This window comes from Tepidiforma sp. (assembly GCF_026419595.1).
GTDB lineage: Bacteria > Chloroflexota > Dehalococcoidia > Tepidiformales > Tepidiformaceae > Tepidiforma.
Genome location: NZ_JANZZD010000005.1, coordinates 40,521 through 59,537, shown reverse-complemented (window position 1 = coordinate 59,537; position 19,017 = coordinate 40,521). Strand labels below are relative to the sequence as shown.

Here is a 19,017-nt window from a genome sequence, read left to right as displayed (position 1 = left end):
GCTCGTCAGGACGGCCCCATGCCCCGTTTCCAGGCCCCCCGCGGCACGCAGGACGTGCTGCCCGCGATGCAGCCCTACTGGCAGGCTGTGCTCGATGCCGTGCGCGAGGTGGCCCGGCTCCACGGCTTCCAGCGGGTCGACACGCCGATGTTCGAAGACGCCGGCGTCTTCGAGAAGGGCAGCGGCGACACGACGGACATCGTCGAAAAGGAGATGTACGTCTTCGAAGACCGCGGGGGCGACCGGCTCGCGCTCACGCCGGAGGGCACCCCGGCCATCGTCCGCGCCTACCTCGAGCACGGGATGGGCAGCTGGCCGCAGCCGGTCCGCCTCTACACCACCCACCCGATGTTCCGGTACGACCGGCCGCAGAAGGGCCGCTACCGCCAGCACACGCAGTTCGATGCCGAGGTGCTCGGCTCGGCCGACCCGCTCGTCGATGCCGAGGTCATCACCATGCTCTGGCGGCTCTACGGCATGCTCGGCATCCGCGGCATCACCGTCCGGCTCGGCTCACTCGACGACCTCGAGCCGCGCCGCGCCTACGTCGAGCGGCTGAAGGAGTACTACCGGCCGTTCCTCGGACGGCTTTCGGAGGACAGCCAGCGCCGGTTCGAGCGGAACCCGCTGCGGCTGCTCGACAGCAAAGACGAGCGGGACCTGCCCTACAAGGAGGCCGCGCCGAAACTGGTCGACCAGCTGAGCCCGGCGGCGCGCGAACACCACGAGGCGGTGCAGGCAGCCCTCGCAGCGGCCGGCGTCAGATTCGCGGTCGACCCGCTGCTCGTGCGGGGCCTCGATTACTACAACCGGACGGTCTTCGAGGTCGTGCCGGACGACGACGAGCGGGCGCAGGGCACGATCGGCGGCGGGGGGCGCTACGATGGCCTCGTCGAGCTGCTGGGCGGGCCGCCCACCCCGGGCATCGGGTTCGGCACCGGCATCGAACGGATCATCCTCGAAATGCAGAAGAACGGCGTCGTCTTCGAACCGGCGCCGGCGGCCGAGGCCTTCATCGTGCACCGCGGCGAAGGGTCCGGGCCCGCCGCCGTGCGGCTCGCCGCGGCGCTGCGGGACCGCGGCATCGCCGCCGTCATCGGCGAGGGCGGCCGTTCGTTCAAGGCGCAGCTCCGCTCGGCGAACGCGGCGGGCGCGCGGCTCGCGCTCATCATCGGCGAGGACGAGCTCGCGAAGGGCGTCGCCCTGTTGAAGCCGCTCGAGGGCGAGGGCGAGCAGGCTGCCGTTCCGCTGGAGCAGGCGGCCGAGGCGGCCGAGGCGCGCCTCCGCGCCGGCTGACCGCGCCTTTCCGTTCCGCTTTACCGCCGGGGCGGTACGATCGGGCAATGCCGGGGGAGAACGACGGGAGCCAGCCCGACTGGTACGAAGTGCTCGAGGTGTCGCCGAACGCGAGCCGCGAGGTGATCGAGGCGGCCTACCGCAGCCTTTCCGCGAGGTACGCGGCCGACCCGGACCCGGCCGTCCGCGAGCGCCGGCGCCTGCTCGAAGCGGCGTGGGACGTCCTCGGCGATGCCAGGCGGCGCGCGGAGTACGACGCGCGCCGGAACGGCGGCACGGTGCTCACGGCGCCGGCCCCGGCCGCCGACGCGCCGCCGCCCGGCACGGTCGTGATGTGCCCGCGCGACCCCGGCGTCGAAACGGCGCTCCGCTGCAGCCGGTGCGGCACGCCCATCTGCCCGCGCTGCCTCGTGCAGACGCCGGTCGGGGCGCGCTGCCGCGACTGCGCGAAAATCGCGAAGAACCCGATCTACACCCTCACCGCGGGCGGGATGGCGCGCGCCGCCGCCGCCTCGCTCATCGGCGGCGTGGTGATGGGCCTCATCTGGGGCCTCGTCCTGCTGCCGTTCACGTTCGGCTTCTTCGCGATTTTCGTGGGCGCCGGGCTGGGGTACGCCTTCACGCGGGTGCTGGAGTTCGCGACCGGGCGGAAGCGCGGCCCTGCCGTGGTGAGCTTCGCCATTGCGGGCATTCTCGTGGCGTGGGGGGTGATGGCCGTGCTCGTGCCGCAAGTGTGGCTGTACGGCGCGCTCCCGGCCGGCATCGCTGCCTACCTCGCCTACGCGAGCCTGCGCTGACGGGCGAACCGGCCGGTTCGCGGCAGCGCTACTGGACGACGAAGCTCATCACCCCGATGAACGCGAGGCTGATGAGGCCGACGACGAGGATGCCGAGGAGGTCGCGGCGGACGTAGCTGTAATCCCGCGTGACGTGGTGGGCGCGCGGCTGGTGGTGATGCGGCTGCGGCCGGCGGGCCGCCGGGGCAGTGGCGCCAGCTGCAGCTGCCGCGGGGCGCGGAAGCGAAGAAGCCGGGGCATCGACCCGGCGGCGTCGGCGGGGGCGTTCGGTGCTCACGGCTGGATGCTACCCCCCGCCGCGCCAACGCTCTAGGCGGGCGTCAGACTTCTTTGATCGCGATGTCGATGTTGAATTCGCCGAACGAGACGACGAGCGGGATGACCAGCCGCGTGAGATTCAGCGTCGCGATGCTGCTCCCCTTGCCGAGGAGGAGCACCGGCGGCGACATGTCGCTCGGGAAGCCGTTCCGCTCGAGGGCGATGCCGGCCTGCCCGGTGATCATGTTCGCGAGTTCGGCGATCGCGCTCTGCGGCATGGCGTCGAACTCCCGCACCGGCTCGCCGATCATGCGCGACGCGAACTCCTTCGCCGTCTGTTCGGACATCGAGTAGATCACGAGGCCGGCGACGCCGCCCGTGATGGCGATGAGCACCGACACCTCGTTCGAGGTCTGCGGCGACCGCACGCGGTGGAGCTGCCCGCGGGTCACGCGCTCGCCACATTCCTGCTGGATGACGCGCGCGGCAGCTTCGACGAAGGGGGCGATGAGCTCGACCCGGGCCTTCTCCCCGACTTCGGCGGCCGCCTGCGCGGCCTCGGCGACGGTGATCCTTGCGTGCATGGAATCCTCCTGGCGATGCGCCGAACAGGGTGGGACGGTTCCGGCGCCCTCAGCCGACCTGGAGCGTCCGCCCGAGGTCGGAGGCGTAGGCGCCGAAATCGTCGATGTCCCGGGACGTGATGGTCACGGTCGACGGGAGCATGCCGTACTCTTCGAGGCGCATCGCCAGCTCCCACCGCGCCCACGTCTTCAAGAGCGTCGTCTTTTCGACGGGCGCGAAACGGGCGCGGGCCATCTGCTGCACGATCTTCCGGTGCGCGTCCTGGGAGATCAGGACGGTGACGGTGCTCATCCCCGCGCGGCCGCCGTCGACCTTGAAGACGAGCCGGTGGAAGCCGGACCCCCCGTTCATGATCTCCGACGACATGAGCACCGCGCGGATCGGGATCGCGCTAGCCATTGGCGACATCCTCGAACGGTCTCACCCAACCATCATCGTCAACCATGCCCGTCACCTGTAGCGCCAGCCGCCGGCCGCGCGTGCCCGGGACGCCGGCGAACCGCTCGCAGTTGCCGACCATGAGCCGCAGCGGCTCGTCGATCTCCCGGTCGAGGACGATGATGTCCCCCGGCTCGAGCCGCGCGAGGTCGACCGCCGGCACCCGCGCCGAGCCGAGGATGGCGCGGAGCAGGACGCTCATGGGCAGCACCTGCTCCTCTCGGACGCGCTCGTCCTCCTTCGCCTTCCGCGCCGGGCGGTTGTCGAAGAGGCTCTGGCCGGTCAGCTTCGGCAGGATCTGCTCGAGGATGGTGAGCGGGAAGCAGAGCGAAATCCCGCCCGTCTGCTCGGCGAGCCGGATTTCGTACCAGGCGGTGATGACGAATTCGGAGGGCGGGATCGCGTGCATCACCTGCGGCCCGAGCGCCAGCTCCGACACATCCGGCGTCAGCTCGACGATGCGCGCCCACGGTTCGATGAGCGACCGCGCGACGTCCATCCCGATGTGGCGGATGAGCGCGATCTCGATGTCGGTGAGGTCGCGGTTCAGCACCCGCGGTGCGCGCTTCCCTTTGCCGCCGAGGAGCCGGTCGATGATGCCGAAAGCGACATCGAGCCCGAAAGCCGTGACCGCGTAGCCCTGGAGCGGCGACATATCGATGATGATGACGACCGACTGGGTGCCCAGCTGACTGACGTACTCTTCGTAGATGCCGCGCTCGAGGGCGCTGAGGCGAGCCTCGACCGGCGCGCGGAGGCGGGCTGAGAAGTTCGCCGCCATCGAGCCGGCGACGCCCTGCTGGATGATCTGGAGGCCGCGCAGCTGCTCCTTGGAAAGCTTCTCCGGGTGGCGGAAGTCGTAGGGCTTGACACGGCGGCCGCCGGCATCTTTCCGGGCAGGCGGGGGCATCGCGACGATGGTGTCCGCATCGAGCTGGCTCACATCGGCGCTCAGGAGCGCGTCGATTTCTCGCTGGGTGAGGACGGCGTTTTCCGATGCCATGCGCGGCCTGCCTCCTCCGGCAGTGTCCCTGCACTGACTATCGGCACGAAATCCGCGGAAACCCTAGGCCTGGAGTGACGATTCCCCCACGGGGCAGGGACGGGTTAGGGGAGATCCGGGGGCGCATTGGGGGAAGGCGCGGATGCCCGGCCCCGCCGCGCCATTCGTAGCTTTTTCTAGCGCCCCGGCAAAGAGCCGGGCTTCACGAGGAGGACCGACTGTGGCCAGGTTCGAAGCTGCCCCTGAATCGACTGCACTCCCCGCCAGCGAGGAGCACGTCGTCATCTTCAAGCTCGCTGACGAGTACTACGCGCTCGATATCCAGGCTGTTCAGGAGATCGTCCGGATGCAGACGATTACGAGCATCCCGGGGGCCGATTTCTGGGTCGAAGGCATCACCAACCTTCGCGGCCGCGTCGTCCCGGTCATCGACCTGCGGAAGCGGTGCGGCGTGCCGGCGAGCGAGTACACCACGGAGACCCGCATCGTCGTCGTGAGCAGCTCGACCGGGATGGTTGGCCTCATCGTCGACGCCGTCAGCGAGGTGATGCGCATCCCTGGCGACCAGGTCGAGCCGCCGAGCGCGATCGTCGCCGGGCCGGAAAACGGATACCTCCGCGGCGTGGCAAAGCTCGAAGACCGGCTCGTTTCGCTGGTCGACCTCGAGGGCGTGCTGCCCTCCTCGGCTGACGACTACGGCAGCTTCTCCCGGGCGGCCTGACCGGCGGCGGCAACGGCGCCGCGGGACGGACCGACGGATTCTGATTCCTTGATTGCGAGGAGTGCCGCCGCATGGCCAGCACGAAGGGAACCCCGCTCCAGTTCGACCTCGACGACGAGGACCTGAAGCTCTTCCTCGAAGAGGCGGAGGAGCAGATCGAACTGCTCGACCAGTCGCTCGTCCAGCTCGAAGGCGAGCCGGACCCGGCGCTCGTCCAGCGCATCTTCCGGGCGGCGCACACGCTGAAAGGTTCGAGCGCCACCATCGGCCACAAAAAGATGGCCTCGCTCACCCACGCGATGGAGACGGTGCTCGACGCGGTGCGGCAGGGCCGGCGGGCGCCGACGTCGGACGTCGTCGATGCGCTGCTGGCCGGGCTCGATGCGCTCCGGGTGCTCGCCAATGAGGTCGTCACGCGGGTCGATTCGGGCATCGAAACGGAGCGCCTCGAGGCCGACCTGATGGCCGTGCTCGAAGGCGACGGCCCGGCCGTGGCGCTGCCCGAGGCGCCGGACGTCCCGGTCTACCAGGTGCCGGCGGGCGCCCTCGAATGCTGCTGGGACGATATCGAGCAGGGACACGGCATCTACTTCGTCGACGTCGCCATCGCCTCCGATTGCCAGCTGCCGTCGATCCGCTGCTACCAGGTGCTCCAGGAGATGGAGAGCATCGGCCGGCTGGCTGCCTGCTGGCCGGACCGCGACGTCATCGAGGCCGGCGGCGGCGAGTACCGGATGGCGGGGCTCCTCGTGACCCGCCAGTCGGAAGACCAGGTGGCCGCCGCGCTGAAAGCAGTCAGCGACGTCGCCGCCGTGCGGCTCCGGCAGGTGCCGCCCGCCGAAGCCACCGCCCCCATCGAAGGCTTCCGCGATGAGCCGCAGCAGCCCGCCACCGCCCGGCCGGAGACCGGCGAAACGCGCGACGAGGCGCCGGCTGAGGCGCAACGGGGCGGCAACGGCCGCAAGGCCTCCCAGTCCGTCCGCATCGACGTCGAGCGGCTGGACGGGCTGATGAACCTCGTCGGCGAACTCGTCATCGACCGCACGCGCCTCCAGCAAGTCCGCGAACAGCTCAGCTCCGTCCTCCGCGACGCCAGCCTGAGCGAGCTGATGGACAACTTCGAAGAGACGACCTCGCACCTCGCCCGTGTGACCGACGAGCTGCAGGAGCAGATCATGCGCAGCCGCATGCTGCCCGTGCGCTCCGTGCTCTCGCGGCTGCCCCGGCTCGTGCGGGACGTCGCCGTGAAGTGCGGCAAGAAAGTCGACCTCGTCACCGCGGGCGAAGAGACCGAGCTGGACCGCTCCGTCATCGAGGAGATTTCGGACCCGCTCGTGCACATCCTCCGCAACGCCGTGGACCACGGCATCGAATCGCCCGAGGAGCGGCGCGCGGCCGGGAAGCCGGAGACGGGGACCATCTCGGTCACCGCCTGGAACCAGGAGACGTACATCTACCTCGCCGTGCGCGATGACGGCCGCGGCATCGATACAGCCGCGCTCCGGCGGAAGGTGGTGGAGAAAGGGCTGATGACCCGCGAAGCCGCCGAGGCGGCCACGGACGACCAGGTCGTGCAGTGGATCTTCATGCCCGGGCTCTCGACGGCGAAGCAGATCACGGACGTCTCCGGGCGCGGCGTCGGCATGGACATCGTGCGGACGAACATCGAGCGGCTGAACGGCCAGATCACCGTGAGCAGCGTCCAGGGGAAAGGGACCGAGGTCATCATCCAGCTGCCGCTCACGCTGGCGACGACGAAGGCGCTCATGGTCTCCGCGAACGGCACCGTCTACGCCATCCCGCTCGTCTCCGTGACGGAGGCGCTCGCCGACCACGAAGCCGACATCCATACCGTCGGCGGGCGGAAGACGCTCCGGCTGCGCCACCGGCTGCTGCCGATGATCGACCTCGCCGCAGCGCTCGGCGATACCCGCCCGCGGATGCTGCCGACGGACGGCTACTTCGTCGTCGCGGCGCGCCACGGCGACCGGCAGGCCGCGTTCATCGTCGACCGGCTGCTCGGCGAACAGGACGTCGTCGTCAAATCGCTCGGCGACATGCTCGGCACACGGAAAGGCCTCACCGGCGCAACCATCCTCGGCGACGGCACCCTCGGCCTCATCGTCGACATCGCCAGCCTCGTGACCGAGCAAGCCGCCGTCGCGGTCCCGGCCTAGCCGCCGCCCGGACACCCAACCCCCAAACGATGCAGGGAGCATGCAGATGGCCGTTGATGAGTTGATTCCTGCCCTGGCCTCGGTCGCCGCGGATGGCGCGGTGCGCGCGGGCCGGGGACTGAGCGGGCTGATGGGCCAGGAGATCTCCATCCACGTCCCGAACATCCGCGTCGGGACGAAGAACGACGCCTGTGACGCGGTGGGCGGCGAGGAGACGGTCGTCATCGGCTCCTACCTCTCGATCTCGGGGGACATCACCGGCCACGTGATGCTGCTCTTCCCGGAGCCGCGGGCGCTCGAGTGCGTCGACCTCATGATGGGGCAAGAACCGGGCACGACCACCGGCCCGGACGAGATGGCCTGCTCGGCGATTTCGGAGCTCGGCAACATCGTCGGGTCCGCCTTCGTCAACGCCCTGGCGGACCACCTGAACCTGGTGCTCCACCCGAGCCCGCCGCAGGTGCTCCACGACATGGCCATCGCCCTCGTCGAGTCCGTCTACGCCGAGGTGCTCTCGCAGGGCGGCGACGTGGTGATGATGGATGCCGTCTTCGAGGACCAGAAGGGGCGCACCGCCGGCCTGCTCATCGTTGCGCCGGACCCGGCATCGCTCGGAGCGCTCCAGAGGGTAGCGGCATGACCACCACGACTGCCGAAGCCCGCCGCATCTCCGTGGGCATCGGCCAGCTCGCCCTCAGCCGCGACCCGCGCGACGTGCTCGTTGCTTACGGGCTCGGCTCCTGCGTCGGCATCAGCTGCTGGGACCCGGAGGCGAAAGTCGCCGCGCTCGCCCACATCCTGCTGCCGTCGTCCGAGGGCAAGCGCGTCGACGACCGCGAGCCCGCGCGGTTCGCCGATTCGGGCATCGACCTGCTGCTCCAGCGCCTCGCCGAGGCCGGCGCCGTCAGGCGGCGGCTCATCGTCAAGGTCGCGGGCGGCGCAGCCGTCCTCGGCGCGGCCAACGCCGAGAAATTCAAGATCGGCGTGCGGAATGCCGAAGCCATAACCGAACGGTTGAAGCACCACGGGATCCGCGTGGCCGCCGCCGACCTCGGCGGGACCAAGGGCCGCACGATGGAGCTCCACGTGGCGACGGGCAAAACCTTCGTCCGAACGGCCGCTTCACCGGCCAGCGAACTGTAGGAGACACACGATGGCAACCATTCTCGTTGTCGACGATGCCGCCTTCATGCGCATGAGGATGTCCAAAATCCTCACGGAGGCCGGGTACGAAGTCATCCAGGCCGAAAACGGCCTCGAGGCGGTCGAGAAGTACCAGGCGGCGAAGCCCGATGCGGTGCTGATGGACATCACCATGCCGGAGATGGACGGGCTCACCGCCCTCAAAGAGATCCGGAAGGTGGACCCGAACGCGAAGGTGGCCATGGTCACCGCGCTCGGCCAGCAGCAGATCGTCCTCGAAGCCGTCAAGAGCGGGGCGAAGGACTTCCTCGTCAAGCCCGCCGAGGCCGACCGCGTGCTCGCTGCCGTCAGCAAGCTCTGCAACTGAGCGGGGAGGCGCGGCGGTGGCATACCCGGCCCAGTCCCCGGCGCGGCCCGTGCGCGTCCTCATCGTCGACGACTCGGCGTTCATGCGCCGGGCCATCGAGCGGCTGCTCACGGCCCACCCCGGCGTCACCGTCGTCGGCCAGGCCGCCGACGGCATGGAAGCCGTCCAGAAGGCGCTCCAGCTCCGCCCGGACGTCATCACGATGGACGTGGAGATGCCGCGGATGGACGGCGTCTCGGCAGTCGCGGAGATTATGCAGACCGTCCCGACGCCGATCGTGATGGTCTCGACCCTCACGCACGAAGGCACGGCCACCGCGATCCGGGCGCTCGAAGCGGGCGCCGTCGAGTGCGTCGGCAAGCCGTCCGGCCTCAGTGCGGACCTCGTCAACGTCGGCGAAAAGCTGTTCGAGGCGGTTCAGCGGGCGAGCCAGGCCCGCCTGGCGCGGCGTCGGCCGGCCGCGCCGGCGCCCCCGGTCGTGCGGCTGCCCGAGCGTCCCCCGCTCGCGGGCAGCCAGCAGCCGGCGAAGTACGCGGTCGTCATCGGGTCCTCGACCGGCGGGCCGCCGGCCCTCACGCAGGTCGTCCCCCACCTGCCGGCCGGCCTCAACGCGGCGGTCGTCGTGGTGCAGCACATGCCCCCCGGCTTCACGGGCGCGCTGGCCCGTCGGCTGGACGGGCTTTCGCCGCTGCCCGTGGCCGAGGCGAAGGAGGGCGACCTCCTCGTCGCCGGGCGGGTGCTCATCGCCCCCGGCGATTACCACCTCATCATCGGCCGGGACCGGCGGGTCCGGCTCGACCACGGCCCGACGGTCCACGGCGTGCGCCCGAGCGTCGACGTCACCCTCTTCTCGGCGGCGGAGGTGTTCGGCAGCGCCGTCAGCGTCGCCATCCTCACCGGCATGGGCCGGGACGGGGCCGATGGCGCCGCGCGCGTCGAGGCTGCCGGCGGGCAGGTCTTCGCCCAGGACGAGGCGACCAGCGTGGTCTACGGCATGCCGCGCGTCACCGTCGAACGCACGAAATCGGCGCGGCAGCTGCCCATCGACCGCATCGCCGCGGCGCTCGCCGCGAGCGTTCCCGGGAGGCAAGCATGACGATGCAGGAGACCGGCTCCGACCCCCAGTGGCTCTCGTTCCGCCGCGCGCTGGAAGCTGCCATCGGCGTCCCCCTCGGCCAGTACAAGGAGCCGCAGATGAAGCGGCGGCTCGGGAGCCTGATGACCCGCCGCGGCATCAGCTCGTGGACGGCCTTCTCCCGGGCGATTTCGGCCGACCCGAAGCTGCTCGACGAAGTGCGCGACACCTTGACGATCAACGTCAGCGAGTTCTTCCGCCAGCCCGAGCGGTTCCGCGAACTGGAGACGCGCTGGTTCCCGCAGCTCCTCAAGGAGCGGCGCAGCCTGAAGATCTGGAGCGCCGGCTGCTCCATCGGCTGCGAGCCCTACACCATCGCGATGATCCTCGACCGAATCGACCCCCAGGGGCGCCACAGCATCCTCGCGACGGACGTCGACATGCCGATCCTCTCGCGCGCGAAGGACGGCGCAGGCTACCTGCCCTCCGAAGTGCGGTCGGTTCCGCCCGACTACCTCAAGCGGTACTTCATCCACGAGGACGGGACGTACCGCGTGGTCGATGAGATTCGGCGGAAAGTGACCTTCCGGCGGCACGACCTGCTGAAGGACGCCTATCCGTCCGACCTCGACCTCATCGCCTGCCGCAACGTCGTCATCTACTTCACCGATGAGGCGAAGGTGCACATCTACGCCGGCTTCAGCAAGGCGCTGCGGCCGGGGGGCGTCCTCTTCGTCGGCGGCAGCGAAATGATCATGCGGTCCAGCGACATCGGCCTCAAAACCGCGGGCGTGAACCTGTATCAGCGGGCTGCATAGCGGGCTCCGGGATCTCCGGGGCGAACCGGGAAGCGGCCAGCCATGCCGCGAACGCGCAGGCGACCCCCACCAGCAGGTCGGAGACGTAGTGCTCGCCGAGGTAGACCAGCGAGAGCGCCATCACCGCCGAGTAGCCGAGCAGCCACGGCGCGAGCGCCGGGATGTGCCGCCGCGCCCAGAGGTACATCGCGAACGTGACCGCCATGTGGATCGACGGCATCGCCGCGACCGAGTTCGGCTCTCCGAGCGCGGCGTACAGCGACGAATAGGCGCTGCCGTGGATGGAGCCGCCCACGTAGTCCATGATCCGGCGAACCCCGGCGAGCGCGCCGAGTTCGCCCGCGAACCACGGCGGCGCCGTGGGCACGGCGAAGAAGAGCACCAGCCCGAGCCACATCGTCCCGACCATCAGCAGGGCGAACCGCGGGAAGTTGCGGCGGTCCATGAGGAAGACGCCGACGGCGAGCGCGTGCGGCGCGATGAAGAACGACCAGTGCGTCGCCACCGCCGCGTAGTCGACGAAGCCGATGCGGCGGGGATCGAAGATCTCCCGCTGGAGCCAGAGCGTCGGGTCCGTACCGAGGAAGAGCCAGCGGTCGAAGTGAATCGGGTACTCGATGCGGACGGGCACGCCGGTCTCGTCGGCGTAGGCGCGGAGGAGCGTGTAGACGAAAATCCCGGCGACATAGACGAACCACCAGCGGCGCACCCGGCGCTGACGGACTTCCGGCGCCCAGAGGAGCGCGGCGGCGCCCACGAGCAGGAAGCCGACCCAGAGGTGGTCTTGCCAGGTGCGGGTAGCGACGGAGAGGGTCATCGCCAGGAGGATGCCCGCCTGGGCGGCGAGCAGGAGGCGGCCCCGCTTCGTGGCCGGGGGCTCCGGCAGGGGCGGCAGCCGCAGGCGGCTCCATCCGCGCGAGCGGCCGGATTCGGCGATTACCGACACGCCTTCCAGCGTAGCCCGGCCGTTTCCCTTGGGGAAGGCTTGTGGCACGCTGTTGGTGAAGGGACTGGGCAGTGATCCGTTCGCTCGCCAGGTCGGCGCCCGGGTTCGTCGTCACCGCCGCATCGGTGGCGCTCCTGTGGCAGCTCATCCCGTGGACGCCCACGGTCGCCTCGCTGCGCACCGCCGACCCCCTGTTCGTCGCGCTCGCCATCGCCTGCCTCGTCGCCTCGCTCATCGCGAAGACGGTCCGCTGGCGGCTGCTGCTGCCCGATTCGGCGCCGGTCACCACGCGGCGGCTCTACCGCATCCTCCACATCAGCTTCCTGCTCAACAACGTACTGCCGGCACGCCTCGGCGACGTTGCGCGCGTCGCCATGACGACCCGGCAGCCGGGCATCCGGCTCGGCCACGTCCTTTCGTCGATGCTGACCGAGCGGGTGACCGACACCATCACCCTGCTGCTCTGCTTCCTCGCCGTCAGCCCCTTCCTCCCCGTCCCGGCGCGGTACGAGGGGTGGAAGACGGCCGCCTGGGTCATCGTGGCGGCGCTGGCTGCCGCCGTGGTGCTCGGCGCGCTCTTCCGCGGCCGGCTCCGGTCGGTGGCGCGCTCCGAGCGGCTGCACCGCCGGCTGCCCGCCAACCAGCGCATCAGGGCGGAGGCCTCCTCGTTCGCGGACGGCCTCGGCCGGCTCTTCCGGCGCGAGCGGGTCGTCCACATCTGGGGCTGGTCGTGGACAGCGTGGGTCGGCGCGTTCGCCATCAACTACCTGCTGATGCGCGCGCTCGCCATCGATGCCCCGTTCGCGGTCGCCGTGCTGCTGACCTGCACGACGAACCTCGCGATGCTGCTCCCGAGCTCGCCCGGGGCCATCGGCGTGTTCCACATCGCGGCCACCGCCTCGCTGCTGCCGTTCGGGGTGCCCGAGGCGCGGGCGCTCAGCTTCGCGATCCTCGCGCACCTCGTGAACGTCGTGCCCGTCAGCCTCATCGGCGCGGCCCTGCTGCTCGCCAGCCGCGACCGGCTTTCGCCCGCGCTGCTGCGCCGCGAGGCGGCCCCCGCGGCGCAGGCATTGCGCGACGATTGAGTGCGGGGCCTCAGCCCCAGAGTTCCTTCGCTTCCCGCCGCAGGTCGGCCCGGAAATCCGGGTGCGCGATGGAGATGAGCTCTTCGGCGCGCTGGCGGTGGTTCTTGTCCAGCAGCCGCGCGACTCCGTACTCGGTGATGATCGTGTCCGCGAGGTAGCGCGGGATGGTCACGAGCGTGCCCGCCTCGTGCTTCGCCACCACCTTCGAAATCGTGCCGTCCATCGCCGTCGAGCGCATCACCGTGATGGCGCGGCCGTTCTTGCACATCGCCGCCGCCATGTGCGTGTCGGGCTGGCCGCCGGTGCCGTTCACCATGTGGCCGCCGAACCGGTCCTCGCTCGCGATCTGGCCGAGGAGGTCGACCGCGATGGCGCTGTTGATGGACGTCATCTGGTGGTTCTGCGACATGAAGGCCGGGTTGAGCACGATATCGTGCTGGTGCAGCTCGAACGCCGGGTTGTCGGCGATGATCTTCAGGTCTTCACCGTCGCAGCCGGTCCAGGCGACGGCGATGCACTTGCCGGGGAAGAGCGTTTTCTTCGACCCGTCGATGATGCCGCGCGCCCAGAGCTTCGCCAGCCCGGGCGAGCCGAGCTCGGTGTGCACGCCGAGGTGCTTCGCGTCGTCGAAGGCGCCCGCGAGGAACATCAGCTGGCTCGGCTGGCCGACGCCGACCTGGATGGTGTCGCCGTCGCGGATGATCTGGCGGAGGTTGTCAGCGATCGCCTGCGCCGCCGGGTCGACTTCCTGGATGCCGAGGGCCGCGCCGAGGAGCGACGGCGGGAAGGTATGGAAGGTGTGCTCCACGAGCGCCAGCTGGTCCGGCGTCGCCCGCTTCATGATGTCGAGCAGCGCCTGGCGGTCCTCCTCCTTCGCCTGGGTGCGGACGCGCTCCTCCATCGCGGGGATATCGACCGGCTTCATCACGCCGTCGATGAACGTCTCGATTTCGGAGACGTGCATCCAGACGTCGCCGTGCACCGGCGTGATGTTCGGGTCGACGATGGCGATGGTGTGCTTGCAGCGCTTGGCGTAGCTCTTCCGCTGCCACATGTGGGGGCCGAAGTGCACGTAGCCGTGCTCGTTCGGCGGGCTGCACGGCGTGAGGAAGACATCGGGGATGCGGGCCTCCGGCCGGCCGTTGTCGAACGCCTTCATGCCGAGCATGAACGTGTTCGGCAGGTAGGTCGCGATCTTCGCATCGTGCGCCGGGCGCATCGCATCGCCGATGAAGAGCTCGATTTCGCGCTCGCCCTTGAAGAGTTCGGTGTTGAAGAGGTCCGGGTAGTTCGGCGCCAGCGTGCGGACCGAAACGTTGCCGAGCTGCTTCGCGCGCTCGATGAACGCCTGCACGAGCGGGGCGGGGCAGAGGATGGTGACGCCGACGAGGTCGCCTTCCTTGATGACCTGCATCGCCTCGGCAAGGGATTTCTGCCGGGATTTGTACTCGTCGCGCCAGTTCTGGTAGCGGATGGCCATGGGCACACCTCCGTGGGGAATGGCCGGGCTCCGCGCCCGGCAGGCTGACCGGGGATTCTACCGGCCCGCGTCGAAAGGGGCAGTTCACCGCCTCCGCGGCCTCTGGTAGAGTTCCGCGGTGCCGCAGGGCAGGCGGCACGAGCAGGAGGTGGGACGAATGCAGGCGCTGGATGACCTCCGCGTCCTCGACCTGACGCACCATATCGCGGGCCCCTACGCGACGCGGCTGCTCGCCGACCTCGGGGCCGACGTCATCAAAATCGAGAAGCCGGGCGGCGATATCGCCCGCCAGCTCCCGCCCTTCAAAGGCGGCACGCCGCACCCCGAGCGTAGCGGCCTCTTCTTCTACCTCAACTGCAACAAGCGCTCCGTCGTGCTCGACCTCCGCGAGCCGGCGGGGAAGGCCGCGCTCGAAGCGCTGGCGAAGACGGCGCACGTCGTCGTCGAGAACTTCGCGCCGGGCACGCTCGACCGGCTGGGCGTCGGCCTCGACTTCTTCCGGAGGATCAACCCGGCGCTCCCCGTCGTTTCGATTTCGAACTTCGGACAGACCGGCCCGTACCGCGACTACCGGCTGAGCGAGCTGACCCTCTACGGGTTCGCTGGCGAGATGTACTCGATGGGGCTCACCGAGCGCGAGCCGGTGAAGATGGCCGGCACGGCCGCGCTCTTCGAATCGGGCGCGGCAGCGTCTGTCGCCATCATGGGCGCGCTCTGGGCAGCGAAGCGGTTCGGCATCGGCCAGCACGTCGACATCTCGCTCGCTGAGACGCACTTCGGCGGCGTGGACCGCCGCCATGCCACGGCCATCGCCTACCAGTTCAGCGGCCGGAAGACGATCCGGGCGGCCGGCGGCGGCGCCGGCATGCCGCAGGGCATCTACCCGTGCGCCGACGGGTACGTCGAGTTCACCAACGCCGCCCTCCGGCCGGACCGCATCGACGACATGCTCGGCCATCCGGAATGGAACCAGGACCCGCGCTTCAGCGACCCGGTCCAGCGGCTCGCCCCGGCCGTCATCGAAGAATGGAACGTCTACTTCCTGACCTGGTGCCTCGAACGCACGAAGCGGGAGATCTGGGCGGAGGCACGGCGGGCGAAAGTGCTCTGCGGGCCGCTCTTCAGCATGGAAGACCTCTTCGAGGACGACCACTTCCGCGACCGCGGCTTCTGGGCGCGGGCCGACCATCCCGAACTGGGCGAGGTCGAGTTCCCCGGCCGGCCCTTCATCATGGGCAAGGGCGGCTGGCAGCTTCGCCGGGTCGCCCCGCTGCTCGGCCAGCATACGGAAGAAGTGCTCCGCGAAGCCGGCGTCGATGACGCCACCATCGGCCAGGTGCTCGCTGCGGGAGGTGCGCGGTGACGACTCACAAACCGCTCGAAGGCATCCGCGTCATCGACCTCTGCGTCGTCTGGGCCGGGCCGTTCGCCACGATGCTGCTCGGCGACCTCGGCGCAGAGGTCATCAAGCCCGAAAACCCGTTCGTCTTCCAGCCGATGACCCGCGGCGCGATGGCCCGGCCGCCACAGATCCTGCTCGAGCGGAGCATCGCCTGGAGCGGCGGCCTGCCGCGGAACGAGGTCGGCCCCCGGCCATGGAACTACAACCCGACGTTCGTCAGCCTCTACCGGAACAAGAAGAGCTTCACGGTCGACCTCCGCCGGCCGGAAGGCAAGGACATCCTGCGCCGGCTCGTCGCCGTCTCCGACGTCGTCTACGAGAACAACGCCGTGGGGACGCTCGAAAAGCTCGGCATCACCGAGGAGTGGCTGCGCGAGGCGAACCCCCGCATCATCCTCGTCCGCGTGCCGGCGTACGGGCTCACCGGGCCGTACCACAACGCGCGCGCGCTCGGCGTGCACCTCGAGGCGGTGATGGGCCACACCCTCCTCCGCGGGTACGACGACGCCGACCCCTCGGCGAACACCGCCATCTACTCCGGCGACTACATGGCCGGAGCGCAGGGCGCCCTCGCGGTGATGGCCGCCCTCTGGTATCGCGAGCGGACCGGCGAAGGCCAGACGATCGAAATCGCCCAGGCGGAGAACGCGGCCGCCATGTTCACCCAGGCGATCATGGATTACTCGCTCAACCGGAACGTGCAGGGCGCGATCGGCAACCGCGACGTCCACGGCCGCGCGCCCTGCGGCGTCTACCCGGCGAAATCGCCCGGCACCGCGGCGACGATGGACGACCGCTGGATCGCCATCCACATCGAGAACGATGACCAGTGGCAGCGGCTGGTGGAGGCGATGGGCTCGCCCGCGTGGGCGCTGGACCCGCGCTTCGCCACCAACGAGGGCCGCGCGGCGCATCACCGCGAAATCGACGAAGGCATCGCGGCATGGACCCGCGAGCGCGAGGACTATGACCTGATGCACCAGCTGCAGGCGCTCGGCATCGCCGCTGCCCCCGTGCTCGAAGCGTCGCGGATGTTCGACGACCCGCACCTCCGGGCGCGCGATTTCTTCAAGACGCAGACGGTCCGGGACGCGGGCACCCACGAATACGTCGGGCCGCTCTGGAAGTTCGAGAAGACGCCGGTCGAGTTCTACCAGCCGCCCGTCTGCTTCGGCGAGCACAACGAGTACGTCTACCGCGAGCTGCTGAAGGTGAGCGATGAGGAGTACGCCGCGCTGCAGGCCGGCGGCCACATCGCCGAGGAGTACGACCCGAGCGTGCCCTGACCGGCGGATTTCGCGCCCGGCCGCGGGTAGAATGCGCGGCAGCACCTGAGCCCCTGCACTGGAGGATGTGGCATGGCCGACGTTGGCCTCCCTGTCGACGAGCGGTACGACCCGCCGGCGCACGCCCGCGAAGGCGCGCTCGTCGCCGATATGGACACCTACCGCGAGATGTACCGCCGCAGCGTCGAAGACCGCGAGAACTTCTGGCGCGAAATGGCGGACCGGTTCCTCACCTTCTCGAAGCCGTTCGAGCGGGTCGTCGAAGAGGACCTGCGCGCGGGGAAGATCGCATGGTTCATCGGCGGCAGGCTGAACGCCTCCGTGAACTGCGTCGACCGGCACCTCGCCCAGCGGGGAGATAAGACCGCCATCCTCTGGGAGGGCGACGAGCCGGGCACGAACCGCCGGGTCACCTACCGCGAGCTCTCGGTGATGGTGAACCAGCTCGCCAACGCCCTCCGCCGCAAGGGCGTGAAGAAGGGCGACCGGGTCGCCATCTACATGGGCATGGTGCCCGAGCTGGCGGCCGCGATGCTCGCCTGCGCCCGCATCGGCGCCATCCACTCGGTCATCTTCGGCGGGTTCTCGCCGCGCTCCATCCGCGACCGCGTCGATGACTCCAGCTGCAAGGCGATCATCACGCAGGACGAAGGGCGGCGCGGCGGCCGGCCCGTCCCGCTCAAGGCGAACGTCGACGAGGCGCTCGCCGAGCCGGGCCATACCGTCGAGTTCTGCATCGTCTACCGCCACACGGGGACGCCGGTGAACATGACCCCCGGCCGGGATACGTGGTGGCACGATGAGGTGGCCGGCGAATCGGCCGAATGCCCGCCGGAGGAGATGGACAGCGAAGACCCGCTCTTCATCCTCTACACCTCCGGCTCGACCGGGAAGCCGAAGGGCGTCCTCCACACCCACGCCGGCTACCTGCTCCACGTGATGGCCAGCCACCGGTACGTCTTCGACGTCCGGGAGGACGACGTCTACTGCTGCGCGGCCGACGTCGGCTGGATCACCGGGCACAGCTACATCGTCTACGGCCCGCTCGGCAACGGCGCGACGACCGTCATGTTCGAATCGGTGCCGACCTACCCGGATGCCGGCCGCTACTGGGACATGGTCGACCGGCTCGGCATCAACGTCTTCTACACCGCGCCGACGGCCATCCGCGCCATCGCCCGCGAAGGGAACGAGTACGTCACGAAGTACCGCCGCACCTCGCTGCGCGTCCTCGGCTCCGTCGGCGAGCCGATCAACCCGGAAGCGTGGCGCTGGTACTTCAACGTCGTCGGCGAAGGCCGCTGCTCGGTCGTCGATACCTACTGGCAGACGGAGACGGGCGGCCACATGATCACCGGCCTCGCCGGCTGCACGCCGATGAAGCCCGGCTCCGGCTCGCTGCCGTTCTTCGGCGTCCAGCCGTGCGTCGTCGACGAAAACGGGAACGAGCTCGAAGGGAACGGCGTGACCGGCCGGCTCTGCATGAAGGCCTCCTGGCCCGGCATGATGCGGACCGTCTACGGCGACCACGACCGGTTCATCCAGACGTACCTCGCCGCCTACCCGGGCAAGTACTTCACCGGCGACGGCTGCCACCGCGACCAGGACGGCTACTACTGGATCACCGGCCGCGTGGACGACGTCCTGAACGTCGCCGGGCACCGGCTCGGCACCGCAGAGATCGAAGGCGCACTCGTCGGCCACCCGGCGGTCGCCGAGGCCGCCGTCGTCGGCTACCCGCACGACGTGAAGGGCACCGGGATTTACGCGTACGTGCTGCTGAAGGCCGGCTTCAGCGGTTCGCCCGAGCTCGCGAAAGAGCTGCGCGACGCCGTCCGGAAGGAGATCAGCCCGATCGCGACGCCGGACAAGATCCAGTTCGTCGAAGGCCTGCCGAAGACGCGCTCCGGCAAGATCATGCGGCGCATCCTCCGGAAGATCGCCGAGGGCGAGCCGGAAAACGTCGGCGACGTGACGACGCTGGCCGACCCGGCCGTCGTGCAGGACATCATCGCGGGGGCTGCGAAGGCGGACTGAGCGGGGCGCGGACCGGTTCGCACCCTGCGAAACATCCTGTTACAATCCGGCCCGCAACAGGACGCCGGCCCGAACCGGGTTCGGCAGGCCGCGCGGGACGCGG

19 protein-coding genes are annotated in these 19,017 nt (G+C 69.8%); 13 read left to right on the top strand and 6 right to left on the bottom strand.

Annotated features, from left to right (window positions below; genetic code table 11):
• Positions 1-18 precede the first annotated feature (18 nt).
• Both hisS and N2041_RS04210 read left to right on the top strand, forming a co-directional pair.
• Positions 19-1,296, top strand: a complete 1,278-nt coding sequence (gene hisS, locus N2041_RS04215) for a histidine--tRNA ligase (RefSeq protein ID WP_297676138.1) — start codon at positions 19-21, stop codon at positions 1,294-1,296.
• A 47-nt stretch (positions 1,297-1,343) separates the two neighbouring features.
• Entirely contained in the window at positions 1,344-2,093 is a 750-nt protein-coding gene (locus tag N2041_RS04210; RefSeq protein WP_297676136.1) for a DnaJ domain-containing protein, read from the top strand.
• Positions 2,094-2,121: 28 nt separating this feature from the next.
• Here the strand turns inward: N2041_RS04210 and N2041_RS04205 are convergent, their stop codons facing one another.
• From N2041_RS04205 to N2041_RS04190, 4 genes are read right to left on the bottom strand one after another with little or no spacing between them, the layout of a single operon-like run.
• Complete coding sequence (locus N2041_RS04205) at positions 2,122-2,370, bottom strand: hypothetical protein (RefSeq protein ID WP_297676134.1); 249 nt, start codon at positions 2,368-2,370, stop codon at positions 2,122-2,124.
• A 43-nt stretch (positions 2,371-2,413) separates the two neighbouring features.
• A complete protein-coding gene (locus tag N2041_RS04200; RefSeq protein WP_297676133.1) occupies positions 2,414-2,935 on the bottom strand; it encodes a chemotaxis protein CheX in 522 nt (173 codons plus the stop codon).
• A gap of 49 nt (positions 2,936-2,984) precedes the next feature.
• Positions 2,985-3,335 carry a hypothetical protein gene (locus N2041_RS04195; protein ID WP_297676130.1) on the bottom strand — a complete coding sequence of 117 codons (351 nt, stop codon included), beginning with the start codon at positions 3,333-3,335 and terminating at the stop codon, positions 2,985-2,987.
• The gene (locus N2041_RS04190; RefSeq protein WP_297676128.1) at positions 3,328-4,377 is read right to left on the bottom strand and encodes a flagellar motor switch protein FliM; all 1,050 of its coding nucleotides are present in this window, start codon (positions 4,375-4,377) and stop codon (positions 3,328-3,330) included. The genes N2041_RS04195 and N2041_RS04190 overlap by 8 nt, the downstream gene beginning before the upstream one ends.
• Positions 4,378-4,597: 220 nt before the next feature.
• Between N2041_RS04190 and N2041_RS04185 the strand changes: the two genes are divergently transcribed.
• The 7 genes from N2041_RS04185 (at position 4,598) to N2041_RS04155 (ending at position 10,678) form a co-directional block, all read left to right on the top strand.
• A complete protein-coding gene (locus N2041_RS04185; protein ID WP_297676126.1) occupies positions 4,598-5,098 on the top strand; it encodes a chemotaxis protein CheW in 501 nt (166 codons plus the stop codon).
• A 71-nt stretch (positions 5,099-5,169) separates the two neighbouring features.
• Positions 5,170-7,275, top strand: a complete 2,106-nt coding sequence (locus N2041_RS04180; RefSeq protein WP_297676124.1) for a chemotaxis protein CheA — start codon at positions 5,170-5,172, stop codon at positions 7,273-7,275.
• 46 nt (positions 7,276-7,321) lie between these two features.
• On the top strand, positions 7,322-7,915 hold the full coding sequence (locus N2041_RS04175; RefSeq protein WP_297676122.1) for a chemotaxis protein CheC: 594 nt from the start codon (positions 7,322-7,324) through the stop codon (positions 7,913-7,915).
• A complete protein-coding gene (locus N2041_RS04170; RefSeq protein ID WP_297676120.1) occupies positions 7,912-8,418 on the top strand; it encodes a chemotaxis protein CheD in 507 nt (168 codons plus the stop codon). Before N2041_RS04175 ends, N2041_RS04170 begins: the two co-directional genes overlap by 4 nt.
• 10 nt (positions 8,419-8,428) lie before the next feature.
• A complete protein-coding gene (locus N2041_RS04165; RefSeq protein ID WP_270056153.1) occupies positions 8,429-8,785 on the top strand; it encodes a response regulator in 357 nt (118 codons plus the stop codon).
• A gap of 16 nt (positions 8,786-8,801) precedes the next feature.
• Positions 8,802-9,881, top strand: coding sequence for a chemotaxis response regulator protein-glutamate methylesterase (locus N2041_RS04160; RefSeq protein WP_297676116.1), 1,080 nt, complete (start codon positions 8,802-8,804; stop codon positions 9,879-9,881).
• Entirely contained in the window at positions 9,878-10,678 is an 801-nt protein-coding gene (locus N2041_RS04155) for a protein-glutamate O-methyltransferase CheR (RefSeq protein ID WP_297676114.1), read from the top strand. The genes N2041_RS04160 and N2041_RS04155 overlap by 4 nt, the downstream gene beginning before the upstream one ends.
• Here the strand turns inward: N2041_RS04155 and N2041_RS04150 are convergent.
• Positions 10,638-11,624 (bottom strand): phosphatase PAP2 family protein, encoded by a 987-nt coding sequence (locus tag N2041_RS04150; RefSeq protein WP_297676112.1) that lies wholly within the window; start codon positions 11,622-11,624, stop codon positions 10,638-10,640. The genes N2041_RS04155 and N2041_RS04150 overlap by 41 nt on opposite strands.
• A gap of 71 nt (positions 11,625-11,695) precedes the next feature.
• Here N2041_RS04150 and N2041_RS04145 point away from each other — a divergent pair, with 71 nt between their 5' ends.
• On the top strand, positions 11,696-12,709 hold the full coding sequence (locus N2041_RS04145) for a lysylphosphatidylglycerol synthase transmembrane domain-containing protein (protein ID WP_297676110.1): 1,014 nt from the start codon (positions 11,696-11,698) through the stop codon (positions 12,707-12,709).
• A 10-nt stretch (positions 12,710-12,719) separates the two neighbouring features.
• Here N2041_RS04145 and N2041_RS04140 read toward each other — a convergent pair whose 3' ends face one another.
• Positions 12,720-14,189, bottom strand: coding sequence for an acetyl-CoA hydrolase/transferase C-terminal domain-containing protein (locus N2041_RS04140; protein WP_297676108.1), 1,470 nt, complete (start codon positions 14,187-14,189; stop codon positions 12,720-12,722).
• A gap of 157 nt (positions 14,190-14,346) precedes the next feature.
• Between N2041_RS04140 and N2041_RS04135 the strand changes: the two genes are divergently transcribed.
• The 3 genes from N2041_RS04135 (at position 14,347) to acs (ending at position 18,914) form a co-directional block, all read left to right on the top strand.
• Positions 14,347-15,552 (top strand): CoA transferase, encoded by a 1,206-nt coding sequence (locus N2041_RS04135; RefSeq protein ID WP_297676106.1) that lies wholly within the window; start codon positions 14,347-14,349, stop codon positions 15,550-15,552.
• On the top strand, positions 15,549-16,877 hold the full coding sequence (locus tag N2041_RS04130; RefSeq protein ID WP_297676104.1) for a CoA transferase: 1,329 nt from the start codon (positions 15,549-15,551) through the stop codon (positions 16,875-16,877). The genes N2041_RS04135 and N2041_RS04130 overlap by 4 nt, the downstream gene beginning before the upstream one ends.
• Positions 16,878-16,949: 72 nt before the next feature.
• Positions 16,950-18,914, top strand: coding sequence for an acetate--CoA ligase (gene acs, locus N2041_RS04125; RefSeq protein ID WP_297676102.1), 1,965 nt, complete (start codon positions 16,950-16,952; stop codon positions 18,912-18,914).
• Positions 18,915-19,017 lie beyond the last annotated feature (103 nt).